Source organism: Blastococcus xanthinilyticus (assembly GCF_008124835.1).
Classification (GTDB): Bacteria; Actinomycetota; Actinomycetes; order Mycobacteriales; family Geodermatophilaceae; genus Blastococcus; species Blastococcus xanthinilyticus.
Genome location: NZ_VNHW01000001.1, coordinates 78,227 through 99,927 on the forward strand (window position 1 = coordinate 78,227; position 21,701 = coordinate 99,927).

Sequence of the window (21,701 nt, forward strand, 5' to 3'; positions counted from 1 at the left end):
AGTCTGCGGACCGTGCCGACTGCCACGGGGAAGCTGCCCGGTGCCGGGCGCGGCCGACGGGCCGCCCGGCCCTCCGGCGACGACCGGGAGCTGGCGATCCTCGCCACCGCCGAGCGGCTGCTGGCCGAACGGCCGCTGGCCGCCATCTCGGTCGACGACCTCGCGCGCGGCGCCGGGATCTCCCGGCCCACGTTCTACTTCTACTTCTCCTCCAAGGACGCCGTCCTGCTCGCCCTGCTCGACCGCGTCGTCGCCGAGGCGGACGCGGCGATGCGCCGGGTGTTCGGGACGCCGGCCGCGGGCGCGCGGGACGGCTGGGCGCGGGCGATCGCCGCCTACTACGACACCTTCCGGGCGCACCGGGCGCTCACCGTCGCCTGGGCGCAGGCGCGCTCGACCAGCGACGAGGTACGGGCCCTGTGGGCGGTGGTGTTCGAGCGCTGGGTGCGGCAGTGCGCCGACGCCGTCGACGCGGAGCGGGCGCGCGGCGCCGCGCCACCGGGCCTGCCCTCGCGCGAGCTCGCCGTGGCCCTGACGTCGATGAACGAGCGCGTCCTCTACGCCACCTTCAGCGGCGACGGGCCCGCCGTGGCCGAGGAGGACGTCGTCGACGTGCTCCTCGGGATCTGGCTGTCGGCGATCTACGGCGGCCCGATCCCCGACTGAGGCCGCGACCCCGCACCGCGATGCCCTCAGACCGCGAGGGTCGCCACCGTGCTCCCGGTCAGGCTGCCGAACCACAGCGTGCCCCCGGCCTCGCGCACGCCGGTGAGCATCTGGAACCCCGGGATCTCGCCGCTGAACCGGTGCACGACCCGGCCGCCGTCGTCGACGGCCAGCACGCCGAGCGTCCGGCCGGGGCTCGGCTGCAGCGCCGGCGGAAGCATGCCGACCAGCGCGCGCAGCGGCGCGGGCAGCCGGTGCACGACGGCGAGCGAGGCCACCCGCGGGCTGGGCAGCGTGACCCAGACCAGGCCGTCGGAGCCGAGGGCGATGTTGTCGGGATGACCCGGGAGGTCGTCGACGAAGACCTCCGAGGTGCCGGCCCGCGCGCCGGTGAGCCACACCCGGCGCACCCGCGCCGCCCCGGTCTCGGCCACCGCGACCCACGACCCGTCGGCGGCCAGCGCGACGCCGTTGGCGAACTCCAGCCCGCCGAGCAGCTCGTCGACGTCGCCGTCGGGGCCGCGCCGGAACAGCCGGCCGGTGGCGGTGCGCCGCACCAGGTCGGCGCGCCACTGCGGGATGCGGAAGCGCTGCGAGGAGTCGGTGAAGTAGATCGTCCCGTCGGCCGCGACGGCCGCGTTGTTCACCGCCTCCAGCCGGGCGCCGTCCACCCGGTCGACCAGCGTGCGGACGGCACCGTCGGCGAGCGAGACGGCCAGCAGCCCGGCCTCGGAAGCGCACACCAGCAGCTCGCCGTCGCCGAGCAGCTCCACGCCCAGCGGGCGGCCGGGCACGCGCGCCACGGTCTCCACCGGGCCGGCGGGGCCGGCGAGGCGGACGATCCGGCCGTCGGCCAGGCCGGTGTACACCCGCCCCGAGCCGTCGACCACGACGTCCTCGGGGCCCTCGCCGACCGGCACCACGACCGTCCCGCCGAAGTCGCGCCCGGCGGGAGCTCCCTCCCGGGCCGTCACTCCCCGACGACGGCGGAGCCGGCCTCGGCGGCGGTGAAGTCGCGGCCTCCGGCACCGGTGCGGACGACGGTGACCGGGCACGCCGCGTGGTGCACGAGCTGGTCGCTGACCGAGCCGAGCAGCAGGCCGGCGAAGCCGCCCCGGCCGCGCGCGCCGACCACCAGCAGGCTGGCCCCCTCGGCGGCGGTCAGCAGCCCCTGCACCGGCGCCCGGTGCACGACGTGGCAGGTGACCCGGACGCCCGGGTCCACCCCGGCCGCGGCGACGTGCGCGGTCAGCTCGTCGAGGACCGCCTTCTCCCAATCGGTCATCGGCGGCACGTAGCCGGGCTCCCAGGTGCTCGGCTGCGGCGCGGTGGTCATCGACCAGGCGCGCACGACGTGCAGGTCGACGTCGGCCCGCCGCGCCAGCCGCGCCGCCCAGCGGACCGCCTCCTGGGCGCACTTGGACCCGTCGTGGCCGACGACGATGCCACCCTCGACCTGCACGACCTCACGGACCTCGTCCACGGTTCCCTCCCTGTTGCTGCGTACCGGCGCGATCACCCTCTCACCAAGGGGCGCCCCGAGTCACCGCCGCCATGCGGCGAGGACGTCAGCTGGGGACCGGCTCCGGGCGGCCGCCCAGGAGCACCAGCTCCTCGGCCGGGGGAACCCCCACCGCCTGCAGCGCGGCACCGATCCGGTCGGTGAGGGAGCGCAGCGACTCCCGTGCCTGGTCGCGCTGCCGGCACAGGTCGGTCACCTCCGCCCGCAGCTCGGCCAGCCGGCCCGCGGCGGCCTCCTCGGCGGCCTGCTCGGCGGCCTGCCGGTCGCGCTCGGCCTGCTCGTCCGCCCGGGCCCGCGCCGCCGCGGCCTCGGCGGCCAGGGCGTCCCGCTGGGCCGCCGCCGCGGCCGCGAGCCGGTCGCGCTCGGTGGCGGCCGCGGCGAGCAGCTGCACGGCCTCGGCCTTCGCCTGCTCCAGGACCGCGGCCGCCTCCGCGCGGTCGCGCTGGCCATTGACCCGGAGCTGGTCGGCGACCTCGATCGCGAGCTCCTTGATCTCGTGCGCCTTCCGCAGCCGCGCATCGGCCTCCAGGCGCGCGTCGGCGAGCAGCTGCTCGGCCTCGGCGTCGGCGGCGTCGAGCACCTGCGCCGCCTGGTCCTCGGCCAGGCGCAGCACCTCGCTCACCCGCGCGCTGACGACCGGCCGGTCCCGCCCGGCCGGCTGCTCGGCGAGGAGCCGCCGGGAGATCTCCAGCTCGGTGCCGCACGCGACGACGCGGTCGAGCAGGTGCTCGCGCTCGCGCTGCGCGGCCGTGAGCTCGTTCTCGGCCCAGGCCACGTAGTTGTCGACCTCGAGCCGGTCGTAGCCGCGCACGGCTCCGCGGAACACCGGCTGGTCGGCCAGCAGGGTCTCCAGCCCACCGGCCGGGCGCGGAGCGCGGTGCTCCGCCCCCTCGGGCGGAACGCCCTCGTCCTGGACTCGGTTGGCGACGAACTCGACACGCCGGAGCATCCGGATGGCCCCCCTGGGAAGTAGGTGACGGGAAATCTGCCAGAGCGCCGAGGGGCGCGCGGACGGCCGTGACGGGTCCGTGACCCGTGTCGCGGGCGGCCCGGCGGTGCCACGCCGGGGTGTACTGGAACGACTACGGGGCGGATTCGCCGGGGCCTGCCCACCCCCTTCGGGGGCCCGGGCATAGCCACGGGGTGCGGCGTGTTCACCGAGGGCAGATGATTGCACGCTCAACTAGATCTGGAGGACGAGATGCAGTTCGGCGTCTTCACCGTCAGCGACATCACCACCGACCCCACCACCGGCCGGACGCCCCGCGAGGCCGACCGGCTCAAGGCCGTCCTGGCCATCGCCCAGAAGGCCGAGGAGGTCGGGCTCGACGTCTTCGCCCTGGGCGAGCACCACAACCCGCCGTTCTTCTCCTCCTCCCCCACCACGACGCTCGCGTGGATCGCGGCGCGGACCGAGCGCCTCCAGCTGTCCACGTCGACGACGCTGATCACCACCAACGACCCGGTGAAGATCGCCGAGGACTACGCGATGCTGCAGCACCTGGCCGACGGCCGGGTCGACCTCATGATGGGCCGCGGCAACACCGGACCGGTCTACCCCTGGTTCGGGCAGGACATCCGCAACGGTATCGAGCTGGCCGTGGAGAACTACGCCCTGCTGCGCCGCCTCTGGACCGAGGACGTCGTCGACTGGCAGGGGAAGTACCGCACCCCGCTGCAGGGCTTCACCTCCACCCCGCGCCCGCTCGACGGCGTCCCGCCGTTCGTGTGGCACGGCTCGATCCGCAGCCCGCAGATCGCCGAGCAGGCCGCGTACTACGGCGACGGCTTCTTCTCCAACCACATCTTCTGGCCCAAGGAGCACACCCAGAAAATGGTGGAGTTCTACCGGCGCCGGTACGAGCACTACGGCCACGGCGGCGCCGACCAGGCGATCGTCGGGCTCGGCGGGCAGGTGTTCATGCGGAAGAACAGCCAGGACGCCGTCGCGGAGTTCCGGCCGTACTTCGACAACGCCCCGGTCTACGGCCACGGGCCGTCCCTGGAGGACTTCAGCCGGGAGACGCCGCTGACCGTCGGCAGCCCGCAGCAGGTCATCGACCGCACCCTGGGCTTCCGCGACTACGTCGGCGACTACCAGCGCCAGCTGTTCCTGGTCGACCACGCCGGTCTCCCGTTGAAGACGGTGCTCGAGCAGCTGGACCTGCTCGGCGAGGAGGTCGTCCCGGTGCTGCGGAAGGAGTTCGCGGCGCTCAAGCCGGCGCACGTGCCCGACGCCCCGACCCACGCCTCGCGCGTGGCCGCGGCGGGCGGGGCTCGGGACGCCACCGTGCACGCCGCGGACGACGTGACCGGCCGGACCGTCGAGGCGGGGGCGCAGGCATGACCACCCGCACCCTCGCCGTCGTCAGCGCCGGGCTGGCCGTCCCGTCCTCGACCAGGCTGCTGGCCGACCGGCTGACGGCCGCCACGGTCGACGCGCTGGGCGAGCGCGGCGTCACCGTCACGGTGGAGGTGGTGGAGCTGCGCGAGCACGCCCGCGACCTGGCCGACAACCTCGTCACCGGCTTCCCCAGCGCGGCGCTGCGGGCGTCGGTGGACACCGTCGTCGGCGCCGACGGCCTGATCTCGGTGACGCCCATCTTCTCCGCGTCCTACAGCGGGCTGTTCAAGACCTTCTTCGACGTCCTGGAGAAGGACGTGCTCACGGGCAAGCCGGCGCTCATCGCCGCGACCGCCGGCACGGCGCGGCACTCGCTCGCCCTCGAGCACGCGCTGCGACCGCTGTTCGCCTACCTGCGGGCCACCGTCGCGCCGACGGCGGTGTTCGCGGCGTCGGAGGACTGGGCCGGTGGGGAAGCCGGCAGCCCGGCCCTGACCAGCCGGGTGCGCCGCGCCGCCGGCGAGCTCGCCGACCTGGTGGCCGGCCGCCCGCCGGCGCCCCCGGCCGACCCGTTCGCCGACCCGGCGACGTCCTTCGAGGACCTGCTCCGCGGCTCCGGCGGCTGAGCGGGGCGCACGCCCCGCACCGGGCCGCGGCCGGCCCCCGGAGGGGCCGGCCGCAGGACGTCCGGGAGAGCAGCGGCTCCGGAAGAGCGGAGGGTCAGTCCTCCTCTTCCTCCATCTCGCCTTCCTCGACGACGCCGCCCTCCTCGAGGGGCTCCTCCCCGCCGCAGGCGGTCATGGTGAACGACGCGGCGGCGATGGCGACGCCGGCGGCAGCCGAACGCCAGCGGTTTCCACGGGTGGGCAGGGACATGCGGCTCATCGGTTCTCCTCCAGGTCTGCCGGCCGGGCCGGCGGGGCGGATCCGTAACACCGGGGATGTGTCCCCGCCCGGCCGTGTGCACCCGGGGCCCGGAAGAGGTTCACCGATCCGTAACAGTCCCGTCGTCGGGATCCCGGCCCTCGGCGCGGGCCTCCGGTGAGGGCGGCGCACTGCTGCCCTCCGGCTCCCGCTCGCACATGAGCGCCGCCACGGCGTCCCGGTCGGCGGCAGCGGGCAGCCCCCAGCCGTGCTCGTACCCGTACACCTCGGCCAGCGGCCGGGACGCGGTGCGCCCGGTGAGGATCTCCACGGCGTCGGTGTCGATCAGCCCGGGGTGCGGCACTCCGCAGGCCTCGGCCACCTTGAGCAGGTCGCGGCGCAGCGTGGCGATGTAGTTGGCCGCCCGCACCGACTTCAGCGCCGGGTCGAGCCCGCGGGACAGCCACGCGTTCTGGGTCGCGACGCCCGTCGGGCAGGTGTCGGTGTGGCACTTCTGCGCCTGGATGCAGCCGATCGCCAGCATCGCCTCCCGGCCGACGTTCACCATGTCGCAGCCGAGGGCGAAGGCCACCGTCGCGTTGTCCGGGAGCCCGAGCTTCCCGGCCCCCACGAACACCACCGACTCGTGCAGGCCCTTGCGGGCGAAGACCGAGTACACCCGGGCGAAGCCGACCTGGAACGGCAGGGAGACGGTGTCGGTGAAGATCAGCGGCGCGGCGCCGGTGCCCCCCTCCCCGCCGTCGATGGTCACGAAGTCGACCCCGCGGCCGGTGGCGACCATGAGGTCGGTCAGCTCCTCCCAGAACCCGAGGTCGCCGACCGCGGACTTGATGCCGACCGGCAGGCCGGTCTCGGCGGCCAGGAGTTCCACCCAGTCCAGCAGGCTGTCGGGATCGTTGAACTCCGCGTGCCGGGACGGGCTGATGCAGTCGACGCCCTCGGGGACGCCGCGGGTCTCGGCGATCTCGGCGGACACCTTGGCCGCCGGCAGCACTCCGCCGAGGCCCGGCTTGGCGCCCTGGCTGAGCTTGATCTCCAGCGCCCGCACCGGCGCGGACGCCACGAGGGCCTTGAGCCGCTGCAGGTCGAACCGGCCGTCGGAGTCACGGCAGCCGAAGTAGGCGGTGCCGATCTGGAACACCAGGTCGCCGCCGTGCCGGTGGTGCGTGGACAGGCCGCCCTCGCCGGTGTTGTGCAGGCAGCCGGCCAGCGCGGCGCCCCGGTTGAGGGCCTCGACCGCCTGCCCCGACAGCGACCCGAAGCTCATGGCGGAGATGTTCACGACCGACGGCGGGCGGAACGCCCCGGCGCGGCCGCGGGCGGCGCCCATCACCTTCGCGCACGGCAGCGCGACGCCGTGCCCGGCGTGCACGTCGGTGGCCGGCACCGACGCCCCGAAGGTGCGGTGCTTGATGACCGGGTATCCGGCCGTGAACTCCAGGTCGTTGTCGGTGCCGAACGCGAAGTAGTTGTTCTCCCGCTTGCTCGACGCGTACACCCAGCGCCGCTGGTCACGGGTGAACGGCCGTTCCTCGTTGTTGCCGGCCACCAGGTACTGGCGCAGCTCGGGGCCGATGGACTCCAGCAGGTAGCGCGCGTGGCCGATCACCGGGAAGTTCCGCAGCAGGGTGTGCTCCCGCTGCAGCAGGTCCCGGGCGGCCACGGCCGCCAGGGCGGAGAGGCCGGCCGCGGCAGCGCGTGAGACGAGACTCATCCCCCCAGCCTGCCACCGGCCGGCCGCTCCGACAGCCGGACCGGCGCGCTGGAGGAACCCGCCGCGCTAGAGGAACAGACTCAGCACCAGCGCCAGCACGAACCCGATGGTGCCCAGCAGGGTCTCCATCACCGTCCAGGTCTTGAGCGTCGTCTTCTCGTCCATCTGGAAGAACCGGCTGACCAGCCAGAAGCCGGAGTCGTTCACGTGCGAGAGCACGGTCGCGCCGCCGGCGATCGCGATGACGATCAGGGCGAGGTCCACCGAGCTGAGCCCGTCGGTCGCCTGCACCACGGGGGCGATGAGGCCGGCCGCCGTCGTCAGGGCCACCGTGGCCGAGCCCTGCGCCACCCGGATCAGGGCGGAGATGACGAAGGCGGCCACGATGACCGGCAGCCCGATGTCGCCCAGCACGTCGGCCAGCGCGGCGCCGATGCCGCTGGCCCGCAGGACGCCGCCGAACATGCCACCGGCGCCGGTGATGAGGATGATCGCGCAGACCGGCCCCAGCGCGCTGTTGAGGACCGACTCCACCTCGGCGCCGCTGTCGCCGCGCCGCCGGCCGAGCACCCACATGGCCACCAGCACGGTGATCAGCAGCGCGATCGGCGTGGCCCCGAGCAGCTGACCCCAGCGGACGAACGTCGACCCCTCGTCCACGACCCCCTCGGCGGCGAGCGTGGTCAGGCCGGTGTTCAGGAAGATCAGCAGCATCGGCAGGAGCAGCAGCGAGATCACGGTCGCGAACCGGGGCGGTGCGGGCCGGGTCGCGGTGTCCGTGTCCGTGCCCGTTCGCCCGGAGGCGATCCCCGGCGAGCTGCCCTCGACCGAGGGGTCCGGGGCGTCGTCGGCCGTCTTCGCCTCGCCGGACAGGATGGTCGGGACGGGCAGCTCGAACTTCTTGCCGGCCCAGAGCCCGAACAGGTAGCTGCCGAGGAACCAGGTCGGGACGCCGATGAGCAGGCCGAAGACCAGCACCAGGCCGATGTCGGCGCCGATCAGCCCGGCCGCGGCCACCGGCCCCGGGTGCGGCGGGACGAACGCGTGCATGACGGCGAAGGCACCGGCGACCGGCAGCCCGTAGATGAGCAGCGAGCCGCCCAGCCGGCGGGCCACGGTGAACACGATCGGCAGGAAGACGACCAGCCCGGCGTCGAAGAAGATCGGGAAGCCGAACAGCAGCGCGGCGATCCCCAGGGCGAGCGGCGCCCGCTGCTCACCGAAGCGCCTGATCAGGCTGTCGGCCAGCACCTGCGCGCCACCGCTGTGCTCGAACAGCCGGCCGAGCATCGCCCCGATGCCGACCAGCAGGGCGACGCTGGCCAGGGTCGAGCCGAAGCCGGTGGTCATCACGGTGACCACGTCCTCCAGCGGCACCCGGGCCGCCAGGGCCACCGCCAGGCTGACCAGGACCAGCGCCAGGAAGGCGTGCAGCTTCACCTTCATGATCAGGAAGAGCAGGACGCCGACCGCGGCCGCGGCGATCAGCAGGAGTGGTCCGGCACCCAGCGCCGGTTCGACGTCTGTCATGGCTCCTCCAGTAGGTCAGGTCGGTGGGGTCGGTGGATCGTCCAGGGCGTCGAGGGTGGTGAGGACCTCGACCAGGGCCTCCGTGGAGGTGTCGACCAGGGGGCGCAACCGCCGGTAGACGGCGACGGCGCCCGGATCGGGCCGGACCGGCTCGTCGACGGCGACCAGCGCGGTCGCGGCGTCCAGATCCGGCAGCTCGCCGAGCGCGTGCCAGCCGAGCAGGCAGGCGCCCAGCCCGGTGCCCTCCGGTGACTCGGCGACGCGCACCGGCAGGTCCAGGGCCGCCGCCAGCGTCCCGATCCACAGCGGGGAGGCGACCGCTCCCCCGGTGGCCCGCACCTCCCGCACCGGCAGGCCGGTGGCGGCGAAGGCGTCGCGCACCAGCGCCAGCTGCTGGCAGACCCCCTCCACCGCGGCCCGCACCAGGTGCGCCCGGCCGTGCTCGCGGCGGAGCCCGAGGTAGGCCCCGCGCATGCCCGACCGCCACCACGGCGCCCGCTCACCGAGCAGGTAGGGCAGGCAGATCAGCCCGGCGCTGCCGACCGGCACGGCCTCCGCCTCCGCCAGCAGCCGGGCGTCGAGCTCGTCGGCCGCCTCCCCCTCGGGCGGCGGCGCGCCGTCGAGACCGGCGGCCAGCGCCTGCGCGGCCCACCGGACCACCGACCCGCCGTTGTTGATCGCCCCACCGACCACCCAGGCGTCGTCGGTCAGGGCGTAGCAGAACAGCCGGCGCCCGGGGTCCACCGTCGGCGAAGGGACGAGGAGCCGCATGGCCCCGCTGGTGCCCAGGGACACCGCGGCGACGTCCGGCCGCACCGCGCCGATGCCGAGGTTGGCGAGCACCCCGTCGGCGGCGCCCACGACCACCGCCAGGTCCCCCGGCAGGCCGGTGGCGGCCGCGACCTCGCTGCGCAGCCCGGGCAGCACCTCGGTGGTGGGCAGCACCGCGCCGAGCTGGTCGGGGCGCACGCCGGCGATCTGCAGCGCCTCGGCGTCCCAGCGGCCGGCCCGGATGTCGTAGAGGCCGGTGGCCGAGGCGCAGGAGCGGTCGACCACGTGCCGGCCTCCGCACAGCGCGGCGACGAGGAGCTCCTTGACCCCGCCCCAGCGCGGCACCCGCGCGACCCGGTCGGCGTCGGCCGCCCGCTCCCAGGAGAGCTTCACCAGCGGGGACATCGCGTGCACCGGCGTCCCGGTGCGGGCGTGCAGGTCGGGGGCGCGGCCGTCGGCGACCAGCGCCTGCGCCCACTGCGCGGCCCGGTCGTCGGCCCAGGTCACCACCGGGCCCAGCGGCCGGCCGTCGTCGTCCATCGGGACCAGGCCGTGCATGGCGGCGCTCAGGGAGACGGCGGCGACGCGGTCACCCCGCTCGCGGGCCCGCCCGGCCACCTCGGTCAGCGCCTCGATCGCGGCCGCCACGAGCTGCTCGGAGTCCAGTTCGGCGCGGCCCGGGGCGGGCACGAGCAGCGGGTAGGCCACGCTGACGACGTCCCGGACCGTGCCGTCGGCACCGGCCGCGACCGCCTTCGTCGCCGTCGTCCCCGAGTCGAGTCCGACCACGACGTCCACGCCCACCCCCTGTGACCGGCCGCGTGCCGGCCTGGCCGCATCGTGCCCGCCCCGGGAGCGGCAGGGCAACCCGCCGCTGCCCCGCCGGGAGCTCAGCGCGCCGGGGTGTCCCCGCTCAGCCGGGCCCGGATCGCGGCGTGCAGGGGCTGCAGGACGACGCCGTCACGGGCCAGCCGCGCACGCAGCTGCCGGCGGTGGCGCAGGACGCCGACGAGGCCGATGGCCCAGAAGAGGTACTGCACGGAGAACGCGGCACGGAACGCCGCCAGGTCGTAGTCCGCCGAGGCGCCGGGGGTCAGGACGTCGAGGACCGCCCCGATCGCGAGGATGGTGAGCAGCGAGGCGACGAACCCGCCCACGTTGACGACCCCGCTGGCGCTGCCCTGCCGCTCCGCCGGGTTCTCCGTGCGCGCGTAGTCGAAGCCGATCATGGACCCGGGGCCGTTGGTGCCCAGGACGACGACCAGGAGCACCAGCAGCGGCAGCGGCGCCCGGCCGGGCCACAGCAGGACCACGGTCCAGACGGTCACGGTGGCGGCGAGGATGCCGAAGACCAGCACCGAGCGGCGCAGCGGCCAGCGGGCGCAGAGCCGGCCGAGCACCGGCCCGACGCCCATGCCGACGAGGACCAGGAGGCTCAGCAGCGCGGCCGCCGTGCCGGGCGCGAGCCCCTGGCCGATGACCAGGAACGGATAGCCCCACAGCAGCGCGAACACCGTGCCCGAGAACTGGGTGACCAGGTGCGTGTACAGCCCGATGCGGGTGCCGGGCTCGCGCCAGGTGTCCACCAGCCCGCGGCGCAGCTCGGCCAGCCCGACCGCCGTCGGCCGCGCCGTCCCCTCGGGGGCGTCGCGCAGCGCCAGCAGGACCAGCAGCGCGACCAGCACGCCGGTGGCGGCCGCCCCCGCGAAGGTCGCCGTCCAGGAGGTGGCGTGCAGCAGCGTCACCAGCGGATAGGCGGCGACGATCGAGCCGACCTGCCCGAGGATGCCGGTCAGCTGGGTGACCAGCGGCGCGGTCGGGCCGGGGAACCAGAAGGAGACCACCCGCAGCACGCTGATGAACGTCATCGCGTCGCCCGCGCCGACCAGCACCCGCGCCGCGATCGCCGTCGGCACGTCGGTGGCCAGCGCCAGCACCAGCTGGCCGGCGGCCATCGTCACCGCGCCGGCCAGGATCATCCGGCGGGAGCCGAACCGGTCCAGGGCCACCCCGACCGGGACCTGCAGCCCGGCGTAGACCGCCAGCTGCAGGACGAGGAAGAGGGAGACCGCCGAGGCGCCCGCCGAGAAGCGCTCCTGCGCCTCGACCGCGGCCACGCCGAGCGACGACCGGTGGAAGACCGCGACCGCGTAGGCCAGCAGCCCCACGCCCCACATCGCGTACGCGCGGGCCGAGGGACGGGTCGCGGGCACCGAGGTCACCCAGGGACGACACCGCCGGGCACCGACTCCTTCCCGAGCGCGGCGTGAGATCACTCACCCCGGGCGCCCGGCGCTCTAGAGTCCGCCCCGATGGACGCGCTGGTCGACCCCTCCGCCGATCCCGCCGTGGACGACGGTCACCGCCGCGGCCGGATCCTGTGGGCGCTCGCGGTGTGCATGGCCGCGAAGGGCTACTCCGCGACCACGATCGCCGACATCGCCCGGGAGGGGCGGGTGTCGAAGACGCTCGTCTACGCCCACTTCCGGGACAAGGAGGAGTGCCTCCTCGAGCTCTACACCCGGGCCAACGACACGGTCCTCGCCCAGGTGCGGCTGGCCCAGGAGCAGGCGCGCGCGGCCGGCTCGCCGTGGCGGGAGCGGTTGCGGGCCGGCATCGGCAGCTACCTCGGCACGCTGGCGGCCGGGCCCGCCGTCGCCTGGGCCGCGCTCGTGGAGGTGCAGGCCGCCGGACCGCGGGCGCGGGAGCTGCGGCGCCAGGTGGTCGACCGCTACGTCGACCTGCTCTGCGAGGTCGCCGCGGACCTCGCCGGGCAGCACCCGGAGCAGGTCCGCCCGGTCGGCCGGCCGCTCGTGCTGGCCGCGGTCGGCGGGATCAACGAGCTCATGCTGGCCCGCGTCGAGCGCGGTGAGGCCGGGCGCCTGGGCGAGGACGTCGACGACGCGACGGCGATCGTGGTGGGCCTGCTCGAGCGGCGCTGAGCCGCTCCCCCACGCACGAGCGGCCCGCCTCCCGGGCGGGAGACGGGCCGCTGGTGCGGCGCTCGGGCGGTCAGACCGCCGAGTGCGCCGCCCGGGAGGACCGGCGGATCCGGATCGCCGCCATGACCAGCGCGGCGAGGACGAACGCGGCGCCCACGGGCAGCGCGAGCCGCTCCGGCGCGAACGCGCCGACCCCGTCGTCGAGCTCGGTGGCACCGTCGGCCAGCTCCTGCTGGCCCGCGGTGAGCTTCAGCAGCCCCTCGTCGAGCTGGTCGGCGCCGCCGGCGAGCTCGCCGGTGCCGTCGGCCAGCTGGTCGACGCCGCCCTTCAGCTCGGTGCCGCCGGCCTGCAGCTCGGCGCCGCCCTCGGTCAGCTGCGGGCTGTTGGCGGTGAGCTGACCGACGCCCTCGTCCAGCTCCACGGTGCCGGCGGCCAGCTCGTCGGTGCCCTTCGCCAGGTCACCGGCACCGGCCCGCAGCGTGCCCGAGCCCGTGGCCGCGGTGCCCAGACCCGCGGCGAGCCGGTCGGTGCCGGCCGCGAGGGCCGAGGCACCCGCCGCCGCCTGCCCGATGCCGGCGTGCAGCCGGTCGACGCCGGCAGGGAGGCCGGGTGCCTTGACGGCGAGGTCGGTCACGCCCGGGAGCAGCTTCTGGTCGACGCCGGTCTTCAGCTCGGTGAGCCCGTCGCGCAGCCCCGGCGTGCCCGGGATGCCCGCGATGTAGGCCTGCGCCGTCCCGACCCCGGTGCCGGCGGCCGTGAGGTCCGTGCCCGCCTGGGTGAGGTCGCTCCCCGCGGCGGAGACGATCGCGCCCAGCGCCGCGGCGTCGGTGGGCGAGATGCGCCCGGACTGCGCCAGCGCCGTGATCTGGTTCCCCAGGTCGCCCAGCTTCACCCCGGCCGCTCCGAGGCCCGCGCCCACCTGACCGATCTCGGCCCGTGCCGTGTCCACATTGGTGCTCACCACGCCCAGCCCGTTCTGGGCCTTGCCGAGACCGGCGCTGATGTCCTCCGCCCCCTGCTTCAGGGCCGGCGCGCCGGACGCCACCTTCGCCGCGCCCTCCCGCAGGAGGCTCGTGGGCGAGGTGTTCTCGGCCAGCAGCCCCAGCCCGGCGACGAGGTCGTCGGCGCCCTGCGCGGCCGTGGTGGAGCCGGCGGACAACGTGGTGAGGCCCTCGTCGAGGTCCGCCGCACCGTTCGCCAGCCTGTCCGCGCCGACGGCCGCCTCACCCGCGCCCGCCGCCAGCCGCCCCGACCCGTCGGCCACCTGGCCGACGCCGCCGACGTACTGGTCGACCCCGGCGCGGTACTCCTGGACACCGCTCACGTACCGGTCCGTGCCGTCCACGACCGAGGTCGCCCCCGCGTCGAGGTCCTGGACGCCACCGGCCAGCCGCTCCCAGCCGGCGGCGAACTCGCTCTGCCCGGCGTTCAGCTTCATCGCGCCGTCGTGGACGTCGCCCGCGCCTTCGGCCACCGATCCCATCAGCAGCAGGAAGGCCGTCGCGGCCGCCCCTGCGCCCAGCAGGGCGGCCGGCGCGGCGAACCGGCGACCGCCCTGATTCCGCTCTCTCGTCACTGCACTCCCATCAGAAGGCGCCGCGCGACGGTGCGCGGCGCCGGTGGAGCGCGGCCGCCCGGCGGCGGACCGTGCTCCGACTTGGTACCGCTCGGTACCGGGCGGGAAGGTAGATCAGCAGTGGCGGGGACCACAAGGGGGGTCGGTTCCGCCGATGCGCCGCTGACCTGCGATGTCGCCCGCGCGGGGCCGCTCCGGACCCGGGTGGTCACCGTCCCGGGCGAACGCAGGACTACTCGGGAGCGTCCCCGGGCAGGAGCAGCCCGTCGCCCGTCGGCCGCCCGTCCGCGGCCGGACGGCAGCCTGCGCCACCGAGCCGAGAGGAGCGCCGCCCATGGCGTCCGTCATCCACTACACGATCGCCACCGAGGCCGAGAAGAGCCCCGACTTCCGCCGGGTCCTCTGGACCGGCAAGAACACCCAGCTGGTCATCATGACCATCCCGCCGGGGGGCGAGATCGGCGAGGAGACCCACGAGGACATCGACCAGATCCTCACCTTCGTCAGCGGCGTCGGGAAGGCGGTCATCTCGGGCAGCGAGAAGAACGTCGCGCAGGGCGACCTCGTCGTCGTCCCGGCCGGGACGAAGCACAACTTCCTGAACACCGGCCAGAACCCGCTGGTCCTCTACACGGTCTACGGCCCGCCGGAGCACGCCGACGGCGCGGTGCACAAGACCAAGGAGGAGGCCGACGAGGCCGAGGAGTCGGGCAAGGACGAGCCGCCGACCTCCTGAACCGGCGCGCCTTCCGCGGAAATTGGCGACGGCCGGGCACTCCGGTGCCCGGCCGCCGCCGTCGTCGGGCCCGGTGGTGGCCGGCCTCCGGGCGGGCAGTCAGACTCGGCGCATGAGCGCACCGGCCACCGGCTCCCCCCGCACGCTCGAGGACGCCGGCCGGGAGGTCGCCGCGGAGCTCCGCCGCGCCGGTCTGGGGGACGTCGACGACTCCGGCCTGGCCCGGGCCCTCTACTCCTCCGACGCCTCGCTGTACCGCGTCCTGCCGCGCGCCGTCGTCCGCCCCCGCGACGCCGACGAGATCGTGGCCGCGCTCGAGGTGTGCCGCTCCCTCGGCGTCCCGCTCACCCCGCGCGGGGCCGGCACCTCGATCGCCGGGAACGCCGTCGGCACCGGCGTCGTGATCGACACCAGCCGCTACCTGTCCCGCGTGCGCGCGGTCGACGCCGAGGCGCGGACCGCCACCGTCGACCCCGGGGTGGTGCAGGCGGCGCTGCAGACCGCCACCCGGCCCTCCGGGCTGCGCTTCGGCCCCGACCCGAGCACCCACAACCGGTGCACGATCGGCGGGATGATCGGCAACAACGCCTGCGGTTCCCGCGCCCTGGGCTACGGCCGCACCTCGGACAACGTCGTGGCCCTCGACGTCGTCACCGGGAGCGGTGCCCGCCTGACGGTGGGCCCGGGCACCACCCCCCGCGACGGGGTCCTCGCCGACCTGCACCGGCTGGTCGCCGGCGAGCTCGCCACCATCCGCACCGAGTTCGGCCGCTTCGGCCGGCAGGTGTCGGGCTACTCGCTGGAGCACCTGCTGCCCGAGCGCGGCTTCGACGTCGCCCGCGCGCTGGTGGGCAGCGAGGGCACCCTCGCCGTCGTCCTCGGGGCGACGGTGCGGCTGGTCACCGACGCCCCGGTCCGCGGGCTGGTCGTCCTCGGCTACCCGTCGATGGCCGACGCCGCCGACGCCACCCCCGGCCTGCTGCCGCACGAGCCCACGGCCGTCGAGGGCCTCGACGAGCGCATCGTGCAGCGGCTGCGGGACGTGCCGGCCGCCGTGGTGCCGGACCTGCCGCGCGGCGCGGGCTGGCTGATCGTGGAGCTGACCGGCGACAGCGTCGCGGAGGTCGAGGGCAAGGCGCGCGGCGTGCTCGCCGACGCCGGCGCGGTCGACTCGATGGTGGTCACGGACCCGGCGCACGCCGCGGCGATCTGGCGGATCCGCGAGGACGGCGCCGGGCTGGCCAACCGCACGTCCGACGGGCGCCCGGCGCACGCCGGCTGGGAGGACGCCGCCGTCCCGGTGGAGCGGCTCGGGGACTACCTGCGCGGCTTCGAGGCGCTGCTCGACGAGCACTCCCTCCAGGGCGTGCCCTACGGGCACTTCGGCGACGGCTGCCTGCACGTGCGGATCGACTTCCCCTTCGGGGCCGGCGAGGACGCCGGCCGCGCCGCCTACCGGTCGTTCGTCGAGGACGCCGCCCGGCTGGTCGCCGGCTACGGCGGCTCGCTGTCCGGCGAGCACGGCGACGGCCGCGCGCGCAGCGAGCTGCTGCCGCACATGTACTCCCCCGAGGCCCTGGCGCTCTTCGGCCGGGTCAAGGCGGTCTTCGACCCCGACGACGTCCTCAACCCCGGCGTCCTGGTCCGCCCGGCCCCGTTCGACGAGGACGTCCGCATCGCCGTGGCGCCGGCGACGAGGACGAACCTCGCCCTGGCGTACCGGCACGACGGCGGCGACTTCTCCGCCGCGGTGCACCGCTGCACCGGCGTCGGCAAGTGCCGCGCCGACCTGCAGTCCTCCGGCGGGGTCATGTGCCCCTCCTGGCCGGCCACCCGCGAGGAGAAGGACACCACCCGGGGCCGCGCCCGCGTGCTCCAGGAGATGCTCGCCCCCGGCGGGCCGGTGACGGGCTGGCGCTCCCCCGAGGTGCACGACGCCCTGGACCTGTGCCTGTCCTGCAAGGGCTGCTCGCGGGACTGCCCCACGGGCGTGGACATGGCCTCCTACAAGGCGGAGGTGCTGCACCAGTCCTACCGCCGCCGGCTCCGCCCGCGCTCGCACTACACGCTCGGCCGGCTGCCGTTCTGGTCCGACCTGGTGGCCCGGGCCCCCCGGCTGGTCAACGCCGCGCTCGGCACCGCACTGGTCGGCCGCCTGGCCAAGTGGGGCGCAGGCATCGACCAGCGCCGCCCGGTGCCGGCCTTCGCCCCGCGGACCTTCCGGCAGCAGTGGGCCGAGCAGCCGCTGGTCGGCGACGGCCCCCCGGTGGCCTTGTGGGTGGACTCGTTCACCGACCACTTCGCGCCCGAGGTCGCCACCGCCACCGCCCGCGTGCTGACCGCCGCCGGCTACCGGGTGCAGGTCCCCGGCGACGACACCTGCTGCGGGCTCACCTGGATCACCACCGGCCAGCTCGACGCCGCCCGGCGGATCCTGGGCGGCACGGTCCGGGCGCTGGCGCCGCTGGCGGCGGCGGGCGTCCCCGTCGTCGGCATCGAGCCCTCCTGCACCGCCGTCCTGCGCAGCGAGGCGCTGGAGCTGGTCGGCGGGCCGGAGGCCGAGCAGGTGGCCGCCGCCACCCGCACCCTCGCCGAGCTGCTCCGCGACACCCCCGGCTGGACGCCGCCGTCGCTGGCCGGCACGGAGATCGTCGCCCAGCCGCACTGCCACCACGCCTCCGTGCTCGGCTGGTCGGCCGACGCGGCGCTGCTCGAGCGGGCCGGCGCGACGGTGAACCGGCTGGGCGGCTGCTGCGGGCTGGCCGGCAACTGGGGCGTGGAGCGCGGGCACCACGACGTCTCGGTGGCGGTCGCCGAGCAGCAGCTGCTGCCCGCCGTCCGCGACCTGGCCGACGACGCGGTCGTCCTGGCCGACGGCTTCTCCTGCCGCACCCAACTGGACCAGCTGGCCGGCCGGCGCGGGAAGCACCTCGCCGAGCTCCTGGCCGACCGGCTGGGCTGAGGTGCGACGATGCCGGACGTGGAGCTCGAGGAGACCCTGCTGCCCGGTGTCGGCGTCCGGTACCAGCTGCGCACCCGGTCGGGTCAGCTGCTGGGCATCGTCGTGCAGCGCGAGGGCGGCGCGGAGATCGCGGTGTTCGACCGGCGCGACCCCGACCAGGCGCGGGAGACCTTCCGGCTGGACCCCGAGGAGGTCGACGCCGTCGCCGAGGTCCTCGGCGCGCCCCGGCTGACCCAGCGGTTCGCCGACCTCTCCCGCGAGGTGCCGGGGCTGGAGTCGGCCCGGATCTCGGTCCGGGAGGGCTCCCCCTTCGCCGGCCGCACGCTGGGCGACACCCGCGCCCGCACGCTGACCGGGTGCTCGGTGGTCGCCATCGTGCGCGGCGCCGACGTCGTCCCCTCCCCCGCGCCCGGGGACCGGCTGGCCGCCGGCGACGTGCTGGTGGCCATCGGCTCGTCGGCGGGCCTGGAGCAGCTGGACCGGCGGCTCGCGGGCAAGGAGTAGGTCCGCGGTGGACCACGTCGCCGCCCTGCTGCTGGAGCTCGGTCTGCTGTTCCTCGGGCTGTCGGCGCTCGGGCTGCTGGCCCGGCGGCTCGGCCTGTCCCCCGTCCCGTTCATCCTGCTGGCCGCCCTGGCGCTCGGCGAGGGCGGCCTGGTGGCGGTGGACAACGCGGCGCCCTTCCTCGAGGCGGCCGCGGAGATCGGTGTCGTCCTGCTGCTGCTCACCCTCGGGCTGGAGTTCTCCGCCACCGAGCTGTTCGCGTCGTTCCGCCGGCACGCCCCCTCCGGCCTGGTGGACCTCGTGCTCAACGGCCCGCCCGGGTTCGTCGCCGGGCTGCTGCTGGGCCTGCCGTGGCAGGGCGCCCTGGCGCTGGGCGGGGTCACCTACATCTCGTCGTCGGGGATCATCGCGCGGCTGCTCGGCGACCTCGGCCGGCTGGCCAACCGCGAGACCCCGGCGGTGCTCTCGGTGCTCGTGCTCGAGGACCTCGCGATGGCGCTGTTCCTGCCGCTGCTCGTGGTGGCGCTGGCCGGTGAGGGGCCGGCGCAGGCCGCCGGCGGCATCGCGCTGGCCGTCGGCGCCGTCCTGCTCGTGCTCCTGGCGGCGCAGCGGCACGGCCACCGGCTGGGCCGGCTGCTCACCCACGACGACGACGAGCAGGTCATGCTCCGGCTGATCGGCCTCACCCTGCTGGTCGCCGGCGCGGCGCAGGCCATGGGCGCGTCGGCGGCGGTGGGGGCCTTCCTGGTCGGCCTGGCGCTGCCGGCGTCCTTCGCCGAGCGCGCGCGGGCGATCCTCGGCCCGCTGCGCGACCTGTTCGCGGCCACCTTCTTCGTCGCCTTCGGGCTGGCCACCGACCCGGGGGCGATCCTGCCGGTGCTCCCCGCCGCGCTGGCGCTGGCCGCGGTCACCACGGTCACCAAGATCGGCACCGGCTGGTTCGCCGCGCGGCGGGACGGGGTCGCCGTTCCCGGCCGGCTGCGCGCCGGCACGGCGCTGGTGGCCCGCGGTGAATTCTCGATCGTGATCGCCGGGCTGGCGGTCACCGCCGGGCTGCCGGCGGTCGGCCCGGTGGCCACGGGCTACGTGCTGGTGCTCGCGGTGAGCGGCCCGGTGCTCACCCGCTTCGTGGAGCCGCTGTCCGCGCGCCTGGTCCGCGCGCCCGCGCCGGCCTGACCGGTCAGGCGGCGGTATCCCGCCGGGCCCGGGCCGCGCCCAGCACGTAGGGCGCGAGCACCTCGGCGATCCGCGCGTAGCCGGCCGAGGACGGGTGGAACCGGTCGGCGGAGAACGACGCCGGGTCGGCGGCGAAGGCCCGCGCCACCTCGGCCGCCACCGGGGCCACGGTGGCGCCGCCGCGGGTGGCCACGTGCGACTGCCGCTGCTGGAGCACCGCGCAGGCGCCCCGCACCAGCATCCGCAGCGCCGGGGGCACGAACGGCACCATCGACATGTCCGGCGCCGGCACCACCACGACGTCGGTGCCGGCGGCCCGCAGCGCGGTCACCGCGGCCGAGAGCGCGGACGCGGCCTGCTCGGCGGGCACGAAGCGGGCGAGGTCGTTGGCGCCGACGACCACGACGGCCAGGTCGGCCGACAGCGGAAGGGCGCGGCGCACCTGGTCGGCCAGCCCGGCGGAGACGGCGCCCGGGACGGCGAGCACGTGCAGCTCGACGTCGAACCCGTCGTCGGTCAGCGCGCGGGTGAGCCGGGGCCCGAGGGCGTCGGAGGGGCGGGCGGCGCCGGTGCCGAAGGCGAGGGAGTCACCGAGGAGGAGCAGGCGGAGAGCGGAGCGGGCCACGTCGAGGGGAACGACGTGGCCCGCTGCGGTATGCCGTCGACCGGCGCGTCAGCGGCCACGCCACACCGGCGGCCGGCGCTCGGCGAAGGCGGTGGAGCCCTCGCGGGCGTCCTCGGAGCCGAACACCGGGCGGACGATCTGCTCCTGGCGCTCCCACGCCTCGTCGGCCGGCCACGACGGCGCCTCCAGCACGACCCGCTTGGTCGCGGCGACCGCCAGCGGCCCGTTCGCGGCGATCACCTCGGCGAGGGCGACGGCCGCCCCGACCGCCGATCCGTCGTCGACCACCCGGTTGACCAGGCCCACCGCCGCCGCGCGCTCGGCGTCCAGCGGGTCGCCGGTCAGCAGCAGCTCCAGCGCGACCGCGCGCGGCACCCGCTGCGGCAGGAGCAGCGCCGCCCCGCCGGCCGCGACCAGGGAGCGCTTCACCTCCGGCACCCCGAACCGTGCACCGCGGCCGGCCACCACCAGGTCGCAGGCGAGGACCAGCTCGAAGCCACCCGCGAGCGCCCATCCCTCGACGGCGGCGAGCAGCGGCTTGCGCGGCGGGGTGCGGGTGATGCCGCACAGGCCCCGGCCCTCGATCGACGGGCTCTCCCCGCGGAGGAACGCCTTGAGGTCCATCCCCGACGAGAAGGTGCCGCCCGCGCCGGTGAGCACCCCCGCCCGCAGGTCGTCGTCGGCGTCGAGCTCGTCGACCGCGGCCGCGACCGCCCGGGCGACGTCGCCGTCGAGGGCGTTGCGCGCGGACGGCCGGTTGATCGTGATCACCTGGACGGCGCCGCGGCGCGCCACCAGGACCTTGTCGTCGGTGTGCTCGTCGACCATGACGCCTCCTCGGGGGTGGGATGGCACCGGGCCGGGCAGCCGGTGCGGCTGCCCGGCCCAGGGAACGTGCTGGAACGGCCCCGTCCGGCGAGGGACGGGGTGCTGGTCAGGCCTTCGGGCCGCCCGCGGCGTAGACGACCTGGCCGGAGACGAAGCCGGCGCCCTCGCTGACGAAGAACGACACCAGGTGCGCGATGTCCTCCGGCTTGCCCGTGCGGGCCACCGGGATCTGCGCGGCCGCGCCCTTGATGAAGTCGTCGAACGGGATGCCCATGCGGTCGGCGGTCGCCTTGGTCATCTCGGTCTCGATGAACCCGGGGGCGATCGCGTTGGCGGTGACGCCGAACTTGCCGAGCTCGATGGCGAGGGTCTTGGTGAACCCCTGCAGGCCGGCCTTGGCGGTGGCGTAGTTGGCCTGCCCGCGGTTGCCCAGCGCCGAGGTGCTGGACAGGTTGACGATCCGGCCCCACTTCGCGTCGATCATGTGCTTCTGCGCGGCGCGGGACATCAGGAACGCGCCCTTGAGGTGCACGTTCATGACGATGTCCCAGTCGGACTCGCTCATCTTGAACAGCATGTTGTCGCGCAGGACGCCGGCGTTGTTCACCAGCACGGTCGGTGCGCCGAGCTCGGTGGCGATGCGCTCGACGGCGGCCTCCACCTGCGCGGCGTCGCTGACGTCGGCACCGACGGCGAGCGCGCGGCCACCGGCGGCCTCGATCGCCTCGACGGTGCCCTTCGCCTGACCCTCGTCCAGGTCGAGGACGGCGACGGCGAAGCCGTCCGCCGCCAGCCGCTGGGCGGTCGCCGCGCCGATACCGCGCGCCGCGCCGGTCACGATGGCCACGCGGGGAGCCCCCGTGGTGCCTGCCTCGCTCATGAACGTTCCCTTCGTCTCGGATGCCGACGGTCACCGGGGCGG

The 21,701-nt window shown here is 75.7% G+C and carries 20 protein-coding genes; 8 read left to right on the forward strand and 12 right to left on the reverse strand.

From position 1 onward, the window contains the following. Window positions 1-12 precede the first annotated feature (12 nt). Window positions 13-666 (forward strand): TetR/AcrR family transcriptional regulator, encoded by a 654-nt coding sequence (locus BD833_RS00385; protein WP_166531151.1) that lies wholly within the window; start codon window positions 13-15, stop codon window positions 664-666. A 26-nt stretch (window positions 667-692) separates the two neighbouring features. Here the strand turns inward: BD833_RS00385 and BD833_RS00390 are convergent, their stop codons facing one another. From BD833_RS00390 to BD833_RS00400, 3 genes are all read right to left on the reverse strand, one after another. After that, on the reverse strand, window positions 693-1,640 hold the full coding sequence (locus BD833_RS00390) for an SMP-30/gluconolactonase/LRE family protein (protein WP_243737357.1): 948 nt from the start codon (window positions 1,638-1,640) through the stop codon (window positions 693-695). Next, window positions 1,637-2,149 (reverse strand): universal stress protein, encoded by a 513-nt coding sequence (locus BD833_RS00395; protein WP_166531152.1) that lies wholly within the window; start codon window positions 2,147-2,149, stop codon window positions 1,637-1,639. The genes BD833_RS00390 and BD833_RS00395 overlap by 4 nt, the downstream gene beginning before the upstream one ends. A gap of 85 nt (window positions 2,150-2,234) precedes the next feature. Then, on the reverse strand, window positions 2,235-3,137 hold the full coding sequence (locus tag BD833_RS00400; RefSeq protein ID WP_166531153.1) for a hypothetical protein: 903 nt from the start codon (window positions 3,135-3,137) through the stop codon (window positions 2,235-2,237). 252 nt (window positions 3,138-3,389) lie between these two features. Here BD833_RS00400 and BD833_RS00405 point away from each other — a divergent pair, with 252 nt between their 5' ends. Together BD833_RS00405 and BD833_RS00410 are read left to right on the forward strand one after the other, a co-directional pair. Then, window positions 3,390-4,535, forward strand: a complete 1,146-nt coding sequence (locus BD833_RS00405; RefSeq protein WP_166531154.1) for an LLM class flavin-dependent oxidoreductase — start codon at window positions 3,390-3,392, stop codon at window positions 4,533-4,535. Then, window positions 4,532-5,158 carry a CE1759 family FMN reductase gene (locus tag BD833_RS00410; RefSeq protein ID WP_166531155.1) on the forward strand — a complete coding sequence of 209 codons (627 nt, stop codon included), beginning with the start codon at window positions 4,532-4,534 and terminating at the stop codon, window positions 5,156-5,158. The genes BD833_RS00405 and BD833_RS00410 overlap by 4 nt, the downstream gene beginning before the upstream one ends. 94 nt (window positions 5,159-5,252) lie before the next feature. Here the strand turns inward: BD833_RS00410 and BD833_RS00415 are convergent, their stop codons facing one another. From BD833_RS00415 to BD833_RS00435, 5 genes are all read right to left on the reverse strand, one after another. Then, on the reverse strand, window positions 5,253-5,417 hold the full coding sequence (locus tag BD833_RS00415; RefSeq protein WP_166531156.1) for a hypothetical protein: 165 nt from the start codon (window positions 5,415-5,417) through the stop codon (window positions 5,253-5,255). A gap of 100 nt (window positions 5,418-5,517) precedes the next feature. Continuing rightward, entirely contained in the window at window positions 5,518-7,131 is a 1,614-nt protein-coding gene (locus tag BD833_RS00420; RefSeq protein ID WP_166531157.1) for an FMN-binding glutamate synthase family protein, read from the reverse strand. 66 nt (window positions 7,132-7,197) lie between these two features. After that, window positions 7,198-8,661, reverse strand: coding sequence for a GntP family permease (locus BD833_RS00425; RefSeq protein ID WP_166531158.1), 1,464 nt, complete (start codon window positions 8,659-8,661; stop codon window positions 7,198-7,200). A 15-nt stretch (window positions 8,662-8,676) separates the two neighbouring features. Next, the gene (locus BD833_RS00430; protein WP_166531159.1) at window positions 8,677-10,230 is read right to left on the reverse strand and encodes a gluconokinase; all 1,554 of its coding nucleotides are present in this window, start codon (window positions 10,228-10,230) and stop codon (window positions 8,677-8,679) included. A 92-nt stretch (window positions 10,231-10,322) separates the two neighbouring features. Next, a complete protein-coding gene (locus BD833_RS00435) occupies window positions 10,323-11,645 on the reverse strand; it encodes an MFS transporter (RefSeq protein WP_208092259.1) in 1,323 nt (440 codons plus the stop codon). A gap of 99 nt (window positions 11,646-11,744) precedes the next feature. Here BD833_RS00435 and BD833_RS00440 point away from each other — a divergent pair, with 99 nt between their 5' ends. Continuing rightward, complete coding sequence (locus BD833_RS00440; protein WP_166531160.1) at window positions 11,745-12,374, forward strand: TetR/AcrR family transcriptional regulator; 630 nt, start codon at window positions 11,745-11,747, stop codon at window positions 12,372-12,374. Between the two features lie 70 nt (window positions 12,375-12,444). Here BD833_RS00440 and BD833_RS00445 read toward each other — a convergent pair whose 3' ends face one another. Then, the gene (locus BD833_RS00445) at window positions 12,445-13,950 is read right to left on the reverse strand and encodes a hypothetical protein (protein WP_166531161.1); all 1,506 of its coding nucleotides are present in this window, start codon (window positions 13,948-13,950) and stop codon (window positions 12,445-12,447) included. Between the two features lie 334 nt (window positions 13,951-14,284). On the opposite strand from BD833_RS00445, the gene BD833_RS00450 reads away from it, so the two are divergent. The 4 genes from BD833_RS00450 to BD833_RS00465 all read left to right on the forward strand — a co-directional run bounded on the left by BD833_RS00450 (window position 14,285) and on the right by BD833_RS00465 (window position 19,326). Beyond that, the gene (locus tag BD833_RS00450; RefSeq protein WP_166531162.1) at window positions 14,285-14,686 is read left to right on the forward strand and encodes a cupin domain-containing protein; all 402 of its coding nucleotides are present in this window, start codon (window positions 14,285-14,287) and stop codon (window positions 14,684-14,686) included. 112 nt (window positions 14,687-14,798) lie between these two features. Beyond that, window positions 14,799-17,648 carry an FAD-binding and (Fe-S)-binding domain-containing protein gene (locus tag BD833_RS00455; RefSeq protein ID WP_166531163.1) on the forward strand — a complete coding sequence of 950 codons (2,850 nt, stop codon included), beginning with the start codon at window positions 14,799-14,801 and terminating at the stop codon, window positions 17,646-17,648. A 9-nt stretch (window positions 17,649-17,657) separates the two neighbouring features. Then, on the forward strand, window positions 17,658-18,152 hold the full coding sequence (locus BD833_RS00460; RefSeq protein WP_166531164.1) for a cation:proton antiporter regulatory subunit: 495 nt from the start codon (window positions 17,658-17,660) through the stop codon (window positions 18,150-18,152). A gap of 7 nt (window positions 18,153-18,159) precedes the next feature. Further along, window positions 18,160-19,326 (forward strand): cation:proton antiporter, encoded by a 1,167-nt coding sequence (locus tag BD833_RS00465; protein ID WP_166531165.1) that lies wholly within the window; start codon window positions 18,160-18,162, stop codon window positions 19,324-19,326. Window positions 19,327-19,330: 4 nt separating this feature from the next. On the opposite strand, the gene BD833_RS00470 is transcribed toward BD833_RS00465, so the two are convergent. The 3 genes from BD833_RS00470 to fabG all read right to left on the reverse strand — a co-directional run bounded on the left by BD833_RS00470 (window position 19,331) and on the right by fabG (window position 21,659). Continuing rightward, window positions 19,331-19,951, reverse strand: coding sequence for an SGNH/GDSL hydrolase family protein (locus BD833_RS00470; RefSeq protein ID WP_166531166.1), 621 nt, complete (start codon window positions 19,949-19,951; stop codon window positions 19,331-19,333). Between the two features lie 48 nt (window positions 19,952-19,999). Beyond that, window positions 20,000-20,779 (reverse strand): crotonase/enoyl-CoA hydratase family protein, encoded by a 780-nt coding sequence (locus tag BD833_RS00475; RefSeq protein ID WP_166531167.1) that lies wholly within the window; start codon window positions 20,777-20,779, stop codon window positions 20,000-20,002. 106 nt (window positions 20,780-20,885) lie between these two features. Then, a complete protein-coding gene (gene fabG, locus BD833_RS00480; RefSeq protein WP_166531168.1) occupies window positions 20,886-21,659 on the reverse strand; it encodes a 3-oxoacyl-ACP reductase FabG in 774 nt (257 codons plus the stop codon). Between the last annotated feature and the right edge of the window lie 42 nt (window positions 21,660-21,701).